The organism is Pseudomonas sp. Seg1, from assembly GCF_018326005.1.
GTDB lineage: Bacteria > Pseudomonadota > Gammaproteobacteria > Pseudomonadales > Pseudomonadaceae > Aquipseudomonas.
Window position 1 is genome coordinate 6177798 of record NZ_AP021903.1, and the last position, 15582, is coordinate 6193379.

General features: G+C 61.8%; 12 protein-coding genes. 3 read left to right on the forward strand and 9 right to left on the reverse strand.

What is annotated here, in order from left to right; all coding sequences use genetic code 11:
- Nucleotides 1–113: 113 nt before the first annotated feature.
- A complete protein-coding gene (locus tag KI231_RS27825) occupies nucleotides 114–1175 on the reverse strand; it encodes an HAD family hydrolase (RefSeq protein ID WP_213026864.1) in 1062 nt (353 codons plus the stop codon).
- A gap of 241 nt (nucleotides 1176–1416) precedes the next feature.
- On the opposite strand from KI231_RS27825, the gene KI231_RS27830 reads away from it, so the two are divergent.
- A complete protein-coding gene (locus KI231_RS27830; protein ID WP_213026865.1) occupies nucleotides 1417–2808 on the forward strand; it encodes an L-cystine transporter in 1392 nt (463 codons plus the stop codon).
- Between the two features lie 120 nt (nucleotides 2809–2928).
- Here KI231_RS27830 and KI231_RS27835 read toward each other — a convergent pair whose 3' ends face one another.
- Nucleotides 2929–3441 (reverse strand): dihydrofolate reductase, encoded by a 513-nt coding sequence (locus KI231_RS27835; protein WP_213026866.1) that lies wholly within the window; start codon nucleotides 3439–3441, stop codon nucleotides 2929–2931.
- A gap of 85 nt (nucleotides 3442–3526) precedes the next feature.
- Here KI231_RS27835 and KI231_RS27840 point away from each other — a divergent pair, with 85 nt between their 5' ends.
- Nucleotides 3527–4900 (forward strand): DUF2868 domain-containing protein, encoded by a 1374-nt coding sequence (locus KI231_RS27840; RefSeq protein ID WP_213026867.1) that lies wholly within the window; start codon nucleotides 3527–3529, stop codon nucleotides 4898–4900.
- Nucleotides 4893–6269 carry a GTPase/DUF3482 domain-containing protein gene (locus KI231_RS27845; protein WP_103304343.1) on the forward strand — a complete coding sequence of 459 codons (1377 nt, stop codon included), beginning with the start codon at nucleotides 4893–4895 and terminating at the stop codon, nucleotides 6267–6269. Before KI231_RS27840 ends, KI231_RS27845 begins: the two co-directional genes overlap by 8 nt.
- A gap of 129 nt (nucleotides 6270–6398) precedes the next feature.
- Here the strand turns inward: KI231_RS27845 and KI231_RS27850 are convergent, their stop codons facing one another.
- From KI231_RS27850 to KI231_RS27880, 7 genes are all read right to left on the reverse strand, one after another.
- On the reverse strand, nucleotides 6399–6956 hold the full coding sequence (locus tag KI231_RS27850) for a phosphonate degradation HD-domain oxygenase (RefSeq protein WP_103304344.1): 558 nt from the start codon (nucleotides 6954–6956) through the stop codon (nucleotides 6399–6401).
- Entirely contained in the window at nucleotides 6956–8089 is a 1134-nt protein-coding gene (locus KI231_RS27855) for a TIGR03364 family FAD-dependent oxidoreductase (RefSeq protein ID WP_213026868.1), read from the reverse strand. Before KI231_RS27855 ends, KI231_RS27850 begins: the two co-directional genes overlap by 1 nt.
- 134 nt (nucleotides 8090–8223) lie before the next feature.
- A complete protein-coding gene (locus KI231_RS27860) occupies nucleotides 8224–9249 on the reverse strand; it encodes a putative 2-aminoethylphosphonate ABC transporter substrate-binding protein (RefSeq protein ID WP_213026869.1) in 1026 nt (341 codons plus the stop codon).
- Nucleotides 9250–9289: 40 nt separating this feature from the next.
- Complete coding sequence (locus tag KI231_RS27865; protein WP_213026870.1) at nucleotides 9290–11014, reverse strand: putative 2-aminoethylphosphonate ABC transporter permease subunit; 1725 nt, start codon at nucleotides 11012–11014, stop codon at nucleotides 9290–9292.
- Entirely contained in the window at nucleotides 11014–12090 is a 1077-nt protein-coding gene (locus tag KI231_RS27870; RefSeq protein ID WP_213026871.1) for a putative 2-aminoethylphosphonate ABC transporter ATP-binding protein, read from the reverse strand. Before KI231_RS27870 ends, KI231_RS27865 begins: the two co-directional genes overlap by 1 nt.
- A 222-nt stretch (nucleotides 12091–12312) precedes the next feature.
- Nucleotides 12313–13176 (reverse strand): LysR family transcriptional regulator, encoded by an 864-nt coding sequence (locus tag KI231_RS27875; RefSeq protein ID WP_213028844.1) that lies wholly within the window; start codon nucleotides 13174–13176, stop codon nucleotides 12313–12315.
- A 16-nt stretch (nucleotides 13177–13192) separates the two neighbouring features.
- Nucleotides 13193–15502, reverse strand: coding sequence for a heavy metal translocating P-type ATPase (locus tag KI231_RS27880; protein WP_213026872.1), 2310 nt, complete (start codon nucleotides 15500–15502; stop codon nucleotides 13193–13195).
- Nucleotides 15503–15582 lie beyond the last annotated feature (80 nt).

The following is a 15582-nucleotide window of genomic DNA, read 5'->3' on the forward strand; positions in this document are numbered from 1 at the left end:
GGGCCCCATCGCTGGCAAGCCAGCTCCCACAGGGATTTATGGTGTTCTCACCATTTGTGTTTCACCTTGGACACTGTGGGAGCTGGCTTGCCAGCGATTGGAGCGACTCGGTCTTACTGAATCTCTTCAGGCTTGACGATCACCCAGTTCTTGTCCGCCGTCACCGGCAACCCTTCCTTGGCCTGCGCCGCTGCGTGCTTGGCCATCATGCCGTTGAGCTGCGTCATGTATTTGTCCTTGCGGTTGACCCACAGGTGAATGCCGCCCTTGGCCACGTCAACATCGTGGAACAGCATGTAACCATCGCTGGTCGGGGTATCGCCACCCACCAGGACCGGTTTTTTCCATTCGTCGATGTAGGTAAGGATCGCCGCATGCTTGCCGGCCATCCATGTTGCCGGGGTCCACAGGTACGGGGTCAGCTCAAGGCCGAGGTTGGCCTTCTCGTCATACTTGCCGGCGGTGATCTGTTTACGCGCAGTGGTCAGTTCGTTGGTTTCGCGGTTTTTCAGCAACGTGGTCACGCCGATGACGTTCTGCGGTTTGACGTTGTAGCCATACTTCGGATCGGCCGCGACCATGCGCACCAGTTCTTCCGAGGCCGCAGTCATCACGTAGACCTCGATGCCGTTCTCCATCAGCTTGTTGTACAGCTCAACCTGGCCGGTGAAGATTTTCGGTGGTTGAACGTCGAGGTTCTTCACCACATCGCCTTCGTAATAAGTCGCCGGCACCGGTTTGCCCGAGGCCATCAACTCATCGACGTAGCCCTTAAGCTCCTTGAGGGTGAAGCCGGAGAACACCTGCGCCACCCACGGGTAGCAGACCATGTCGTCGACTTCGCAGAGGCGATAGTAGTAACTGAACAGGCTTTCCTTGTGGTCGGCGGTGTCCTTGAACGGCATCAGCTTCAGGGAGGGATCGAGCTTGTCGCGGGTGATCAGGCCCTTGTTTTCCATGAATGGCAGCAAGGACTCTTCGAGGTCGTAGCGGTAACTGGTGTTGTCCATGTCGAACACCGCGTAGTTACCCTTGTTGGCGTTGGCGGCGATCATCGCGTCCAGTGCCTTGGCCTGATCCGCCGGCCAGTGTTTGAGGTCGGTGGCGAAAGCCTGACCGGCCAGGCCCAAACCTACAGTCAGTGCGACAGCCAGAAATTTCGGTGCGAACTTCATCGATGCTTTCTCCCTGAGCTAAAGACATCGACGCTAACAAATATGTGTGACAGTCCTCGTCTGTCAGCGACCGCTCACGTCCCCATTGCGCCAAATGCATTGCCGAGAGCGACATGCACTTATTCCAAAAACGACGGAAGACCTTCAATTTCGGTATTAAATCATTGCAAATCAAACTGTTAGGCTTGCCGGTTCGCAGCAGCCCCGGAAGGCTGTTGGCACAGTCTTACCTGGAGATCTCATGAATCTACCGTTGATTCTCAACCTGCTGGTGTTCCTCGCCCTGCTCTTCGGTCTGGCACAAACTCGCCACACCGCTTGGAGCCTGGCGAAAAAAGTCCTGCTCGCGCTGGGATTGGGTGTTGCGTTCGGTGTTGCGCTGCACACGATCTACGGTGCCGGCAACCCGGTGCTGAAAGCCTCGATCGGCTGGTTCGATCTGGTTGGCAACGGCTACGTGCAGTTGCTGCAAATGATCGTCATCCCGCTAGTGTTCGCCTCGATCCTCAGCGCCGTGGCGCGCCTGCACAACGCTTCGTCGTTGGGCAAGATCAGCTTCCTGACCATCGGCACGCTGCTGTTCACCACGGCGATTGCGGCGCTGATCGGTATCGGCCTGACCAATCTGTTCGGCCTCACCGCTGAAGGTCTGGTCGCCGGCACCCAGGAAATGGCCCGTCTGCAAACCATTCAGACCGACTACGCCGGCAAGGTTGCCGACCTGAATGTGCCGCAATTGCTGCTGTCGTTTATCCCGCAGAATCCGTTCGCCGACCTGGCGCGGGCCAAGCCGACCTCGATCATCAGCGTGGTGATTTTCGCCGCGTTCCTCGGGGTTGCCGCGCTGCAACTGCTCAAGGACGACGTCGAGAAAGGTCAGAAAGTGATCAACGCCATCGACACCCTGCAAGCCTGGGTGATGCGTCTGGTGCGTCTGGTGATGAAACTGACCCCGTACGGCGTGCTGGCGCTGATGACCAAAGTGGTCGCCGGTTCCAACCTGCAAGACATCATCAAGCTCGGCAGTTTCGTGGTGGTGTCGTACCTCGGCCTCGGTCTGATGTTTGTCGTCCACGGTTTGCTGGTGTCGGCGGCCGGGATCAACCCGCTGCGTTTCTTCCGCAAGATCTGGCCGGTGCTGACGTTCGCGTTCACCAGCCGCTCCAGCGCCGCCAGCATTCCGCTGAGCATTGAAGCGCAGACCCGTCGTCTGGGCATTCCACAATCGGTGGCGAGTTTTGCCGCTTCGTTCGGTGCGACCATCGGCCAGAACGGCTGCGCAGGCCTGTACCCGGCGATGCTGGCGGTGATGGTTGCGCCAACCGTTGGCATCAACCCGCTGGATCCGCTGTGGATCGCGACGCTGGTGGCGATTGTGACCCTGAGTTCGGCCGGTGTGGCCGGCGTGGGTGGCGGTGCGACGTTCGCCGCGCTGATCGTGCTGCCGGCGATGGGCTTGCCGGTGTCACTGGTGGCGTTGCTGATTTCGGTTGAGCCGCTGATTGATATGGGTCGTACGGCGTTGAACGTGAGTGGTTCGATCACGGCGGGTGCGATTACCAGTCAGGTGATGCAGCAGACCGATAAAGAGTTGCTGGATGCCGATGAGCATGCGGAGCTTGCTCAGGCTTAAGGTCTTCTTTGCCTGATCTGGCCCTATCGCTGGCAAGCCAGCTCCCACAGTGTCCGAGGTGAAACACATATTGTGTGAACACCATCAATCCCTGTGGGAGCTGGCTTGCCAGCGATGCTTTTAAGCCTTTTCCCAGACTTCGAAGTTGTACGCCGGCTTATCGCCTTCCGCCGGATTCGGCACGTTCGACACCAGTTTCCACTGGTTCAAATCAAACTCCGGAAACCATGCATCGCCCTCCGGGCTCAGCGCCACACGGGTCAGATACAAGCGATCCGCATCGGCCAGCCCTTGCGCATACAACTGCGCCCCGCCAATCAGCATCAGCTCATTGACGCCCTGCTCTTTCGCCCATTCTTCGGCGCGCACCACTGCAGCCTCCAGCGACGGATAAACCTCCGCACCTTCGAGCACCAGGTCTTGCTGACGGCTGACCACGATGTTCAAGCGTCCCGGCAGCGGACGACCGAGGGAATCCCAGGTCTTGCGACCCATGATGATCGGCTTGCCCAAGGTCGTCGCCTTGAAGTATTTGAAGTCCCCCGGCAGGTGCCAGGGCATGCTGTTGTCGACGCCGATCACACGGTTTTCACCGAGGGCTGCGATCAGGCTGAGGGGGAGTGATTTAGTCATGCCGGCGAGGATACCAGAGCCTCGCTTGACCCGATAAGCGCCACAGCGGTTATGCTCACGGCTCAATTGAGCGACGGGATGCCGCGTGACACAACTGACTCCACTGCAAAACCTCTGGTTGACCGAAACCGTGCGCCTGCGCGAAGAACACGCAGGTCCCCTGGATGATCTGGAAGCCAATCGCCTGGCCCGCGCGGCCGGCGGCGATCTGCCGAGCCGGATTCAGCGCCGTGCGCTGTGGCTGGCTGAGCGTGACGGGCTGACATCTGCACTCAAACACTGGCTGCAAGGCGCGCGTCTGGCGCTGATGGTGCTGATGATTTTCGCCGTATTGAGCGGTGCCGGGCTGGCCTTCGCCGCGCTGGGACAAACCCCGGTCAACGTGTTCTGGGCCTTGGGCAGCCTGCTCGGGCTGAACCTGATTCTGCTGCTTAGCTGGGTGCTGGGGCTGATGTTTGCCGGCGAACACGGCGCCACCCTTGGCCGCTTGTGGCTGTGGCTCAGCGAAAAATTCGCCCGCGACGCCAAAGCCGCGCAACTGGCGCCAGCGCTGCTGCTGATGCTCCAGCGCCAGAAGCTCAATCGCTGGGCGCTGGGTGCATTGGTCAACGGCTTGTGGTTATTGGCGATGCTCAGCGCACTGATTCTGTTGCTGACGCTGATGGCGACCCGGCGCTACGGCTTCGTCTGGGAAACCACGATTCTCAGCGCCGACACCTTTATCCACGTCACCCACGCGCTCGGTTATCTGCCGTCGCTGCTCGGTTTCAATGTGCCGACGGTGGAGATGATCCGCGCCAGCGGCGACAGCGCACTCGACATCGAAAGCGCCCGCCAGGCCTGGGCGACATGGCTGGTTGGCGTGCTGGTGGTCTACGGCGGCGTCCCGCGGTTGTTGCTCGCGCTGTTTTGCCTGTGGCGCTGGAATGCCGGCAAAGCCGCACTGCGTCTGGACTTGAACCTGCCCGGCTACGCGCAACTGCGCGAACGCCTGATGCCCACCAGCGAACGCCTCGGCGTCAACGACCCGGAGCCTGCGCAGATGCATCGCGTCGAAAGCGGCGTGGGTGAACTCGCCAGCGAAGGCGCGCTGCTGGTCGCCATCGAACTCGATGAGCAACGCCCATGGCCGCCCGCCCTGCCGAAAAGCGTCAGCAACGCCGGCATCCTCGACAGCCGCGAATCGCGGCACAAACTCCTCGAACAACTGAGCCGCTTCCCCCCGGCACGTCTGGCGATTGCCTGTGATCCACGACGTTCGCCGGATCGCGGCAGCCTCGCCTTGATCGCCGAATTGGCACGCAGTGCGGGCGAAACCCGGGTCTGGCTGCTGCAAGCGCCACCCGGCGAAGCGCTGGACGCCGAGCGCCTCGGTGACTGGCACATTGCGCTGCAACAACTGGAGTTGCCCTTCGCCGATTGCGCACCGCTGAACTGGCTGGAGACGGGTCATGACTGATACCTGGAAAGCGCCGCTGAAACTCGCGGTGGTCGGCCACACCAACGTCGGCAAGACCTCACTGTTGCGTACGCTGACTCGTGATGTCGGCTTCGGCGAGGTCTCCCATCGCCCAAGCACCACCCGCCATGTCGAGGGTGCGCGGCTGTCGGTGGACGGCGAACCGTTGCTCGACCTCTACGACACGCCGGGGCTGGAAGACGCCATCGCCCTGCTGGATTTTCTCGAACGCCTGGAGCGTCCCGGCGAACGCCTCGACGGCCCGGCGCGGCTGGCGCGGTTTCTCGACGGCAGCGAGGCGCGTCAGCGTTTCGAACAGGAAGCCAAGGTGCTGCGGCAACTGCTCGCCTCCGACGCCGGTTTGTATGTCATCGACGCCCGCGAGCCGGTGTTGGCCAAGTATCGCGATGAACTGGAAGTGCTCGCCAGTTGCGGTAAACCGCTGCTGCCGGTGCTGAATTTCGTCAGCAGTGCCAATCACCGTGAACCGGATTGGCGTGAGGCGTTGGCGCGGCTCGGATTGCATGCATTGGTGCGTTTCGACAGCGTCGCGCCGCCGGAGGATGGCGAGCGGCGGCTGTACGAGAGTCTGGCGTTGTTGCTGGAAACGGCGCGACCGCAACTGGAACGGTTGATCGCTGATCAGCAAGCCCAGCGCCTCGCCCGCCAGCAAAGTGCGGCGCGCCTGATCGCCGAATTGCTGATCGACTGCGCCGCGTGTCGACGCAGTGTGGTCAGTGAAGCCGAGCAGGAACAGCAAGCCATCAGCGAATTGCGCAAAGCCGTGCGTCAGCGCGAACAGAAATGCGTCGAAGCGCTGCTCAAGCTCTATGCGTTTCGCCCGCAGGATGCGGCGGCGAGTGATTTACCTCTGCTGGATGGGCGTTGGGGCGATGACCTGTTCAATCCGGAAACCCTCAAACAACTCGGTGTGCGGGTCGGTGGTGGCATCGCCGCAGGCGCGGCGGCGGGGGCTGGCGTCGATTTGCTGGTCGGCGGAATTACTCTCGGCGCAGCGGCGTTGGCTGGCGCGATTGCTGGCGGTGCGCTGCAAACGGCGCGCAGTTATGGCAGTCGCTTGCTCGGCAAGATCAAAGGCCAGCGGGAATTGACGGTGGATGACGGGGTGCTGCGGTTATTGGCGTTGCGCCAGCGGCAGTTGTTGCTGGCGCTGGATCAGCGTGGGCATGCGGCGATGGACGCGGTTCAGGTGGCGACGCCGCAGGACAAGACCTGGCGTGAGGGCAAGTTGCCCGAGGCGCTGAGCAAGGCGCGGGCGCATCCGCAGTGGTCCTCGTTGAATCCGCAGGCGAAATTGAATCAGGCGGAGCGGCAGGAGCAGATTGAGTCTTTGGCCAAAGAGCTCTAGCGCCTGACCTGGCCCCTTCGCTGGCAAGCCAGCTCCCACAGTGTCCGAGGTGGAACACATATTGTGTGAACACCATCGATCCCTGTGGGAGCTGGCTTGCCAGCGATAGCCGCACCTCGGTCTAACGCCTCAAGCAGCCAAAAGTCGCGCCGCTTTGTCCTTCAAAACCCCAAGATCCATCACCGGCACCGCCGTTTCCTTGGCCAGCTCATCCCACTGCCGCATCCGCAGACTGACCGCACACAGCGGATCGCGCTCAAACACATCCGCCTCAGCCCCCGTCATCACCCCGCCCTGATATTCCAGCGTCCGCCGACTCGCCTCACTCAAACGCTCGAAATACCCCGGCTCGCGTAAGGTCAGATACCGCTTGGCCTGCACGTGATATTCCACCAACCGTGCCAACCGCTCGCTGAAGCCGGCCTCACGCAAATAATCCGCGCCCAACCGTTCATGGCTGACCACCCCATAGCCGCCCATGCTCTGTGCACCTTCGGCACACAAATGGCCGATGTCGTGGAAGAACGCGGCGAGCACCACTTCATCATCAAAGCCTTCAGCCATCGCCAACTGCGCTGCCTGAGACATGTGCTCGATCTGCGATACCGGCTCACCGATGTAATCGCTGCTGCCGAAGCATTCATACAGCGCAAACACCCGGTCAACGACTTGCGCGTGATCTGCCATCAAACCTCCTCCAGCACCTGCGCCACGTTGCACTCGGCCATCGCCGGGCCGACGCTCATGCCGACGCCCGTGTGCATCAGCGCCACACTTAACCCCGGAGCCGGGCGCAAAAACGAAAACGCCCCCGGCCCCCGGGAACCATAGACACCCTGCCAGCGCTCGACCACTTGCACCTTGCAGCCGAGCGTGTGCTCGGCCAGTTCAATCATCCAGGTGTCGACCTGCTCGGCGTTGAACGGCGACGGATCGCTGCCGTAGTGATGTGAATCACCAATGATCAATTCGCCATAAGGTGTCGGGCTGATAAGCAAGTGAATGCCGTTTTCGTGCAGGTGCGGTTGTTCGCGCAGAATCTGCGCCTGCACTGCTGCCGCCTCTGGCAAATCGGCGAAAGCACCGTAATGCACGCAGCTCAGGCCGGTGAGCAAGGCGTGTTGCAGATTCAGCTCGATCTGCGGTTTTGCGCGGAGCATTTGCAGGCGGCAGATCTGCGGATCGAGCGTGCCAATCGGCTCGGCCAGCAAGGTCTGATAGTCGTGGCCGGAGCAGACAATGATCTGCTTGGCGCTGAAACGGCCGACAGTGCTTTGCAGGTGCCCCGGCTCGACATCGCGCACCAGCGTGGAGAAGTGAAACTCGACGCCGAGGTCGCGGCGCAGGTAGTCGATCAGCGCCGGAATCGCTTCGCGCGAGTACAACTGTTGATCGTCCATGCCGTGCAGAGCGGCGCGGTGATGGCTGAACTGGCCGTTGTACAAATCGCGCAGTGCCGCGCCGCGCAGTAGGTCGACGTTGTAACCGTGCTCGACGGCGCGACCGGCGCAGAAGGCTTCGAGCAGATGCTCTTCGGCTTCAGTGCGGGCGAACAGGTACGAGCCGTTGCGCTTGATTTGCAGGCCGGCGAGTTTTGCCCAGTCGCCCCAGATCTCGCGGCTGGCCTTGGCCAGTTCGAGCATTTGGCCTGGCGGCTGACCAGTGACCAGCGCCTGACCGAAGTTGCGCACCGAGGCGCCGAGGGGCGTGGCAGTGCGTTCGAAAACGGCGACTTTGAGGCCGCGTTTGGCGGCGGCGTAGGCGTGGGACAGGCCGAGGATGCCGGCGCCTACGATGAGCAGGTCTTTGTGGTGTGTCATTTAGAGATGCTCTGAATGCGAGACCGCTATCGCTGGCAAGCCAGCTCCCACAGTTGACCGAGTTGTCCAGACGGACGCGGTCCAGTGTGGGAGCTGGCTTGCCAGCGATGAGGCCCTGTCAGTCGATAAAAATCTTACTTGGCGGCGACTTTCTCGGACTTGCCGTCATAGCGCTTGCGCCACTCGGTGAGGATCTCGTCGCGATTCTTCGAGGCCCAGGCAAAGTCGTTCTTGATCAAACGCTGCTCGTAATCGGCCGGCAGTTCGGTCTGCGGCTTGGCGATGCCCGGCTGCGCGAGGACGGCGAAGTTCTCCTTGTACAGGTCCATCGCCTCGGCGCTGGCGGAGAAGTCGGCGAGTTTCTTCGCCGCGTCTTCATGCGGCGTGCCTTTGATCACGGCCGTCGCTTCGATCTCCCAGCCCAGGCCTTCCTTCGGCAGGATGATGTCCAGCGGCGCGCCCTGGCGCTTCAACTGTACGGCCGGGTATTCAAAGGAAATGCCGATCGGGAATTCCCCCGCCGCCGCCAGTTTGCAAGGCTTGGAACCGGAGTGAACGTACTGGCCGATGTTCTGGTGCAGGCCGTCCATGTAGGCCCAGCCCTGCTTCTCGCCGAAAGTTTGCAGCCAGGCGCTGACGTCGAGGAAACCGGTGCCGGACGACGCCGGGTTGGGCATTACGATCTTGCCTTTGTACTCAGGCTTGGTCAGGTCCTGCCAGCTCACCGGTTTGCTCAGGCCCTGCTTTTCGGCTTCGACGGTGTTGAAGCAAATGGTTGCGGCCCAGACGTCCATGCCGACCCAGGCGGGCGGGTTGGCGGCGTCCCGGTAGTTCGCGCCGATCTTGCCCAGATCCTTCGGCGCGTAGCTTTGCAGCATGCCCTGCTGGTCGAGGATCGCCAGACTGGAAGCGGCCAGGCCCCACACGGCGTCAGCCTGCGGACGGGCCTTTTCGGCCAGCAGTTTGGCGGTGATGATCCCGGTGGAATCGCGTACCCACTTGATCTCGACGTCAGGATTGGCCTTTTCGAAGGCCTCTTTGTAGGTCTTCAGTTGTTCGGCTTCGAGGGCGGTGTACACCGTCAACTCGGTTTTTGCCGCGAAGGCATTCAGGCTGAAAGTCGCGAGCACAGCAGCGGCCAGGGCCATAGGCTTGAACATGATCGTTTTCCTGTCTTTTGGAGTTGAGGGGTCTGGAAAATCAGTGACCGGGCGCGGTTTGCCGCCAGGCCTGGGAACGGCGCAGCAAGCCGCGCGAAGCCCACGCCAGCAGCAAGGACACGCCCGCCGAGGTGAACAGAATCAGGGTCGACATCGCCGCCGCGCCGCCGACGTTGCCGGCGTCATCCATGTTCAGCACCGCCACCGCTGCGAGGATGGTGTCGGGGCTGTAGAGGAAGATCGCCGCCGACACGGTGGTCATCGCCGAGACAAACAGGTAGCGCACGATGTCGAGCAGCGCCGGCAGGCAAATCGGCACGGTCACGCGCAGGTAGTGCCGATACAGCGGCGCCTTCAGCGACAGCGCGGCGGCTTCGAACTCGGCGTCGAGTTGGCGCAGCGCGGTGGTCGCGGTCATTTGTGCGGTGGTCAAATAGTGAGCAATGGTGCAGACGATCAGCAGCGTCATCGTCCCGTACAGCACGTGCAACGGGTTGCCGGTCAGGTTGAAGAAGAAGACGTAACCCAGACCGAGCACCAGCCCCGGCACCGCCATCGGGATGAAACTGAGCATGCGCAGAGTCAGGTTGAGGCCACGTTGTGTGCGGGTCTTTTCCATCAGATACGCGCCAGTGAAGATCAATACACTGCCGATCAGCGCCGTGCCCAGCGCCATCTTCAAGCTGTTGCTGTAGGCCAGCCAGCCACCGCCGGCGGTTTCGTTGAACTGGTAGTGGTTGAGCGACAACGACAGGTTGTATGGCCAGAACTTCACCAGCGACGAGAACACTGCCATGCCGAATACCAGAATCAACGCGGCGCTGATCAACAAGACAATCGCTAGATAGCAGCCATCGCGCAATTTCGACGGTGCCGGTTTGAATACTTGGGCACGGCCGCTCATGGAGTCGCCGTGACGGCGGCGCAGCCAGGCATCGACACCAAAGCTGAACAGCGCGGGCAGCAACAGCACCATGCCGATCAATGCGCCGCGACCGAACTGCTGCTGACCGACCACGGCTTTGTAGGCTTCCAGCGCCAGCACTTGGTAGTCGCCACCCACCACCACCGGCACGCCGAAATCGGTGATGGTCAGGGTGAACACCAGACAGAATGCGGCGAACACCGCCTGACGGGTCGCCGGCCAGGTGATGCTGCGGAACGCTTTGGCAGGACTGGCGCCCATGCTCGATGCGGCATCGAACAGGCGCGCATCGGCCAGCGAAAGCGCCGACAGCAGAATCATCAGCGCATGCGGAAAGGTGTAAATCACCTCGCCCAGCACAATGCCCCAGAACCCGTAGATGTTGTCCGAGAGCAGCCCGCGCAACATGCCCTGGTTGCCGAACAGATAAACCAGCGCAATACCCGGCAGCATCGACGGCGCCATCAACGGCAGCAGGGAAATCCCGCGCCAGATGCCCTTGGCCGGAATCAGCGTGCGTTGCAAAGCGTAGGCAAACAGGTAGGCCAGCGGTACGACGATGGCCGCCACGCTGAGGGAAACTTTCAGGCTGTTACCGAGCAACCAGTGGAAATTGTCGCTGGTCACCAGCTCCTTGGCGGCGAGCCAGCCACCGCCCTGCCCGGCCTCGCTACTGAAGCCGCGCCAGAAGATCGCCAGCAGCGGCAACAACACCGCGACACCAAGCAACAGCAGCAAGAGGACTTTGCCGCCGACTACAAAGATGCGGTCGCCAATCTCGGCTTTCGAAGACTGTCGCACCTGCTTGTGCGGTAGCGGCAGCGCGAGGTTGCTGTTCATCAGGCAAACACCTGCAGGCTGCGCGGCGGCAAGGCGACCATGATCTGCTGCGCGCCGAGGCGTGGCATGGCTTCCGGCGCCAGTTCAGCGAGCAGCGCGTGGCCCGGCAGTTGATCGAGTTCGAAGCTCATGCGGCAGCGATTGCCGAGGAAGGTGATCTCACGGACTTTGGCCGGGAACAGGTTTTCTTCATGCACCAGCGGATTGACGTTGATCGCTTCCGGGCGGCAGAACAGTCGCCCCGAGGCGCCGCTGACGCTGCCATCGGCCAGACGCACATCCATCCCGCCGACCCGGGCGTGACTGGCGCTGCTGCGCTGGAACGGCAGCCAGTTACCCTGCCCGACAAACTCGGCCACGAACGGCGTGGCCGGGCGGTTGTAGATTTCCTGCGGGGTGGCGTACTGCTCGACGCGGCCGTTGTTCATCACGGCGATGCGGTCGGCCATCAGCATGGCTTCGTCCTGATTGTGGGTGACCATCAGGGTGGTGATGCCGAGGTTGCGCTGCAGTTGGCGCAGCTCGGTGCACAGATGCTCGCGCACTCGGGCGTCCAGCGCCGACATCGGCTCATCGAGCAACAGCAGCGACGGTGCCGGCGCCAGAGCGCGCGCCAGTGCCACCCGTTGCTGCTGGCCGCCGGACAATTGGCCCGGGTACTTTTTCTCACTGCCGGTGAGGCCGACCAGTTCCAGCATCTGACCGACGCGGCGGCGCACTTCGTCGCGACCGCTGCCGGCGAGGCCGTAGGCAATGTTCGCTTCGACGGTCAGATTGGGGAACAGCGCGTAGGACTGAAACAGAATGCCGTAGTCCCGGGCTTGTGGCGCAAGGTGCGAAACGTCGCGGTCACCCAGGTACAACTCGCCGCTGTCCTGCTTCTCCAGACCGGCGATGCAGCGCAGCAACGTGGTCTTGCCGCAACCCGAGGGGCCGAGCAGACAGACCAGCTCACCGGCCGCGACGTCGAGGGAGACGTTATCCAGCGCAGTAAAAGCGCCAAAGCGCTTCTGCACGCAGTGCACTTTCATCGGCGCACCGGGGTTGGTCAGGGCAGTTGCGATTGCAGGATTCATGGGACAGACCTCATCAAGCAGATGAGGCCAATCCTAGAGTTGTAATGCGTCCGTCATGTGGCAGTGAGGCAAAAACGGCCGATAGTGGTATTCGGGGATTTTGGTTCACCAGAGATCGTTCCCACGCTCTGCGTGGGAATGCCTCATCGGACGCTCCGCGTTCGGCTGTTGGGACGCAGAGCGTCCCGGGCTGCGTTCCCACGCGGAGCGTGGGAACGATCATTACGCCGGGGACATCTCTTGGGCCAAGCCGAGAAATGCCGCCGGCAACCGCGCATTCTTCCTCTCTTTGAGGCAATACAGATACTCGGGAATCTGCGGCGCATTCTCGATCGTAAGCACGCGCAACTGCGGGTCATGCGGCACTTCCTGCCGGGCAATGATGCTGATGCCAATATTGCGCAGCACCGCCTCACGAATCGATTCACGGCTGCCGATCTCCAGCAACGGCCCAAAACTCACGCCCGCGCTGGCCAGTAACTCTTCAGTCAATCGCCGAGTGGTCGAGCCGGTCTCACGCATCAGCAAGGTATGCCCGGCCAGTGCGCTCAATGTCACATGCTCCTGCGCCGCCAGCGGATGATTGCGATGCACCGCCAGCACCAGCGGATCTGTGCCCAGCACCCGGCGAATCAGCCGTGCATCCTCGAGCAATTGCGACGAAGCAGCCACATCCACCCGGTAATCCTCCAGCGCTTCCAGTACCTGCTGCGAGTTGCCGATTTCCACCGACACTTCCACCTGCGGCAGACGCTCGCGGAAGGTCTTCACCAGATCAAGAATGTAATACGGCGCGGTGGCGGCGATGCGCAGCGTGCCCTGCACCTGACCGCTGTTGCGCAGGAAGAACTCGATATCGGCCTCCTGCTGCAACAGCACCTTGACCATCGGCAGCAACCGCGCGCCTTCGTCGCTGATGCTCAGCCGGCGACCGCCACGGTAAAACAGTTCCACCGAATACTGGCTTTCCAGATTGCGGATCTGTGTGGTCACGGTCGGTTGGCTAAGGCCGAGTTTTTTTGCCGCCAGCGTAATGCTGCCCAGGCGGGCGACCATGTAAAACGCTTTCAGCTCGGCACTCAGCACAACCATCCCTCATCGTTTACTTGCGCAGCAGGCGCAAACCGTTGAACACCACCAACAGGCTCACGCCCATGTCGGCGAACACAGCCATCCACATGGTGGCGAGCCCGGCGAAGGTTACCCCAAGAAAGATAGCTTTGATCACCAGTGCCAACGCGATGTTCTGTTTCAGGATGCTTGCGGTGTTGCGCGACAGGCTGATGAACGCCGGGATCTTGCGCAGATCGTCGTCCATCAGGGCGACATCGGCGGTTTCGATCGCGGTGTCGGTGCCCGCCGCGGCCATGGCAAAACCGATCTCGGCGCGGGCCAGTGCCGGGGCGTCGTTGATGCCGTCGCCGACCATGCCGACGCGATGACCTTTACCGTAAAGCTCTTCGATGGCTTGCAGTTTGTCAGTTGGTAACAAGTCGCCCTTGGCCTGATCGATGCCGACCTGAACGGCAATCGCCTGCGCGGTGTGTACGTTATCGCCGGTGAGCATCAGGGTTTTCACGCCCAGCGCGTGCAACTGGCGGATCGCTTCGCGGCTGGTTTCCTTGACCGTATCGGCCACGGCGAACAGCGCCAACGGGCCGGAGCTGTCGAGCAGCAGCACCACGGATTTGCCCTGTTTTTCCAGCGCGAACAGCTTTTCTTCCAGTTGCGGCGAGCACAGACCCAGCTCTTCCACCAGACGGTGGTTGCCCAAGTGGTAGGTCTGACCGTTGATCTCACCTTTGACACCACGCCCGGCCAGCGCTTCGAAGTTATCCACACTCAGCGCCGCGAAGTTTTTATCCACAGCCGCATTGGCGATGGCCAGCGACACCGGGTGATCGGAGCGCCCGGCCAACGCAGCAGCAATTGCCGGGGCCGTGGCATCGGCGGTTGGATCAAGGGATAGGTAATCGGTCTGCACCGGTTTGCCGTGGGTGATCGTCCCGGTTTTATCCAGCGCCAGGTAGTCGAGCTTGAAACCGCCCTCCAGGTACACACCGCCCTTGACCAGAATGCCTTTGCGCGCCGCCGCCGCGAGGCCGCTGACGATGGTCACTGGGGTGGAAATCACCAGCGCACACGGGCAAGCCACCACCAGCAGCACCAGCGCGCGGTAGATCCAGTCGAACCACACCGCGCCCATGAACAACGGCGGAATGATCGCCACGGCCAGCGCCAGAACGAACACCACGGGGGTGTAGATTTTCGAGAATTGATCGACGAAGCGTTGGGTCGGGGCGCGCGCGCCTTGAGCCTGTTCGACGGCGTGGATGATCCGCGCCAGGGTCGAATTGTTCGCCGCCGCAGTCACCGTGTATTCCAGCGAACCCGCCTGGTTGATGGTGCCGGCGAAGACTTTGTCGCCCACAGTTTTTTCCACCGGCAGGCTTTCACCGGTAATCGGCGCCTGGTCGATGGTCGAGCTGCCGCTGACCACTTCGCCATCCAGCGCGATGCGCTCACCGGGCTTTACCCGCACAATGGCACCCAGTTCGACGATTTTCACCTCCTGCTCAAGCCAGGTACCGTCAGCCTGCTGCACGGTCGCCTGCTCGGGCGTCATCTGCATCAGGCCACCGATTGCATTGCGCGCACGGTCCAGCGAGCGCGCTTCGATCAACTCGGCCACGGTGAACAGGAACATCACCATCGCCGCTTCCGGCCACTGACCGATGAGGATGGCACCGGTCACCGCGATGCTCATCAGCGCATTGATGTTGAGATTAAGGTTCTTCAGGGCGATCCAGCCCTTTTTATAGGTGGTCAGGCCACCGCTGAGGATCGACACCAGCGCAATGATCGCCACCACCCAGGTCGGCGCGGCGTTGGTGAAGTGGATGACTTCGGCAGCCAGTGCACCGACACCGGACAGTGCCAGTGGCCACCAGTGTTTTTTCACTGCCGCAGGTGCCGGCGCTTCGACGCCCGCTTCCAACGGCTCGGCGTGCATGCCGAGGGACTTGATCGCCTCGGTGATGGGCTCGGTGCCCGGCAGCGTGTGAGTCACGCCGAGCACACGGTTGATCAGGTTGAATTCCAACTGCTCAACGCCGGCCAGTTTGCCGAGTTTGTTCTGGATCAGCGTCTGCTCGGTCGGACAGTCCATCGCCTCGATGCGAAAACTGCTCAACCGCGCATCGGCGCTGGTCTTTTCGCTCAGTTGCACCAGCGCAGGCGCGGCGGCTTCCGACGAGCAGCAGGAGTCCTCGTGCGCATGAACCGGTGCCGGTGCTGCGACTTTCGACCCGCAGCAAGCATCGCCGCCATGGGAATGCTTATGCACAGGCTGCAATTTATGACTGTGAACGTGCCCGTCGCCGGGCTTGTGGGTGTGCTGGGAATCGCTCATTGGTCGCGTCCATGAAGGTGCCTGTTGCCAAGTAAAGACCCTGTAGCCACTATAGGGTCAAGCACCCTTTTGGAGATTGC

Excerpts from the sequence above, each read along its gene's own strand:
- KI231_RS27825 (WP_213026864.1), bottom strand. The coding sequence starts at position 1,175 with ATGAAGTTCGCACCGAAATTTCTGGCTGTCGCACTGACTGTAGGTTTG.
- KI231_RS27830 (WP_213026865.1), top strand. The coding sequence starts at position 1,417 with ATGAATCTACCGTTGATTCTCAACCTGCTGGTGTTCCTCGCCCTGCTC.
- KI231_RS27835 (WP_213026866.1), bottom strand. The coding sequence starts at position 3,441 with ATGACTAAATCACTCCCCCTCAGCCTGATCGCAGCCCTCGGTGAAAAC.
- KI231_RS27845 (WP_103304343.1), top strand. The coding sequence starts at position 4,893 with ATGACTGATACCTGGAAAGCGCCGCTGAAACTCGCGGTGGTCGGCCAC.
- KI231_RS27850 (WP_103304344.1), bottom strand. The coding sequence starts at position 6,956 with ATGGCAGATCACGCGCAAGTCGTTGACCGGGTGTTTGCGCTGTATGAA.
- KI231_RS27855 (WP_213026868.1), bottom strand. The coding sequence starts at position 8,089 with ATGACACACCACAAAGACCTGCTCATCGTAGGCGCCGGCATCCTCGGC.
- KI231_RS27860 (WP_213026869.1), bottom strand. The coding sequence starts at position 9,249 with ATGTTCAAGCCTATGGCCCTGGCCGCTGCTGTGCTCGCGACTTTCAGC.
- KI231_RS27865 (WP_213026870.1), bottom strand. The coding sequence starts at position 11,014 with ATGAACAGCAACCTCGCGCTGCCGCTACCGCACAAGCAGGTGCGACAG.
- KI231_RS27870 (WP_213026871.1), bottom strand. The coding sequence starts at position 12,090 with ATGAATCCTGCAATCGCAACTGCCCTGACCAACCCCGGTGCGCCGATG.
- KI231_RS27880 (WP_213026872.1), bottom strand. The coding sequence starts at position 15,502 with ATGAGCGATTCCCAGCACACCCACAAGCCCGGCGACGGGCACGTTCAC.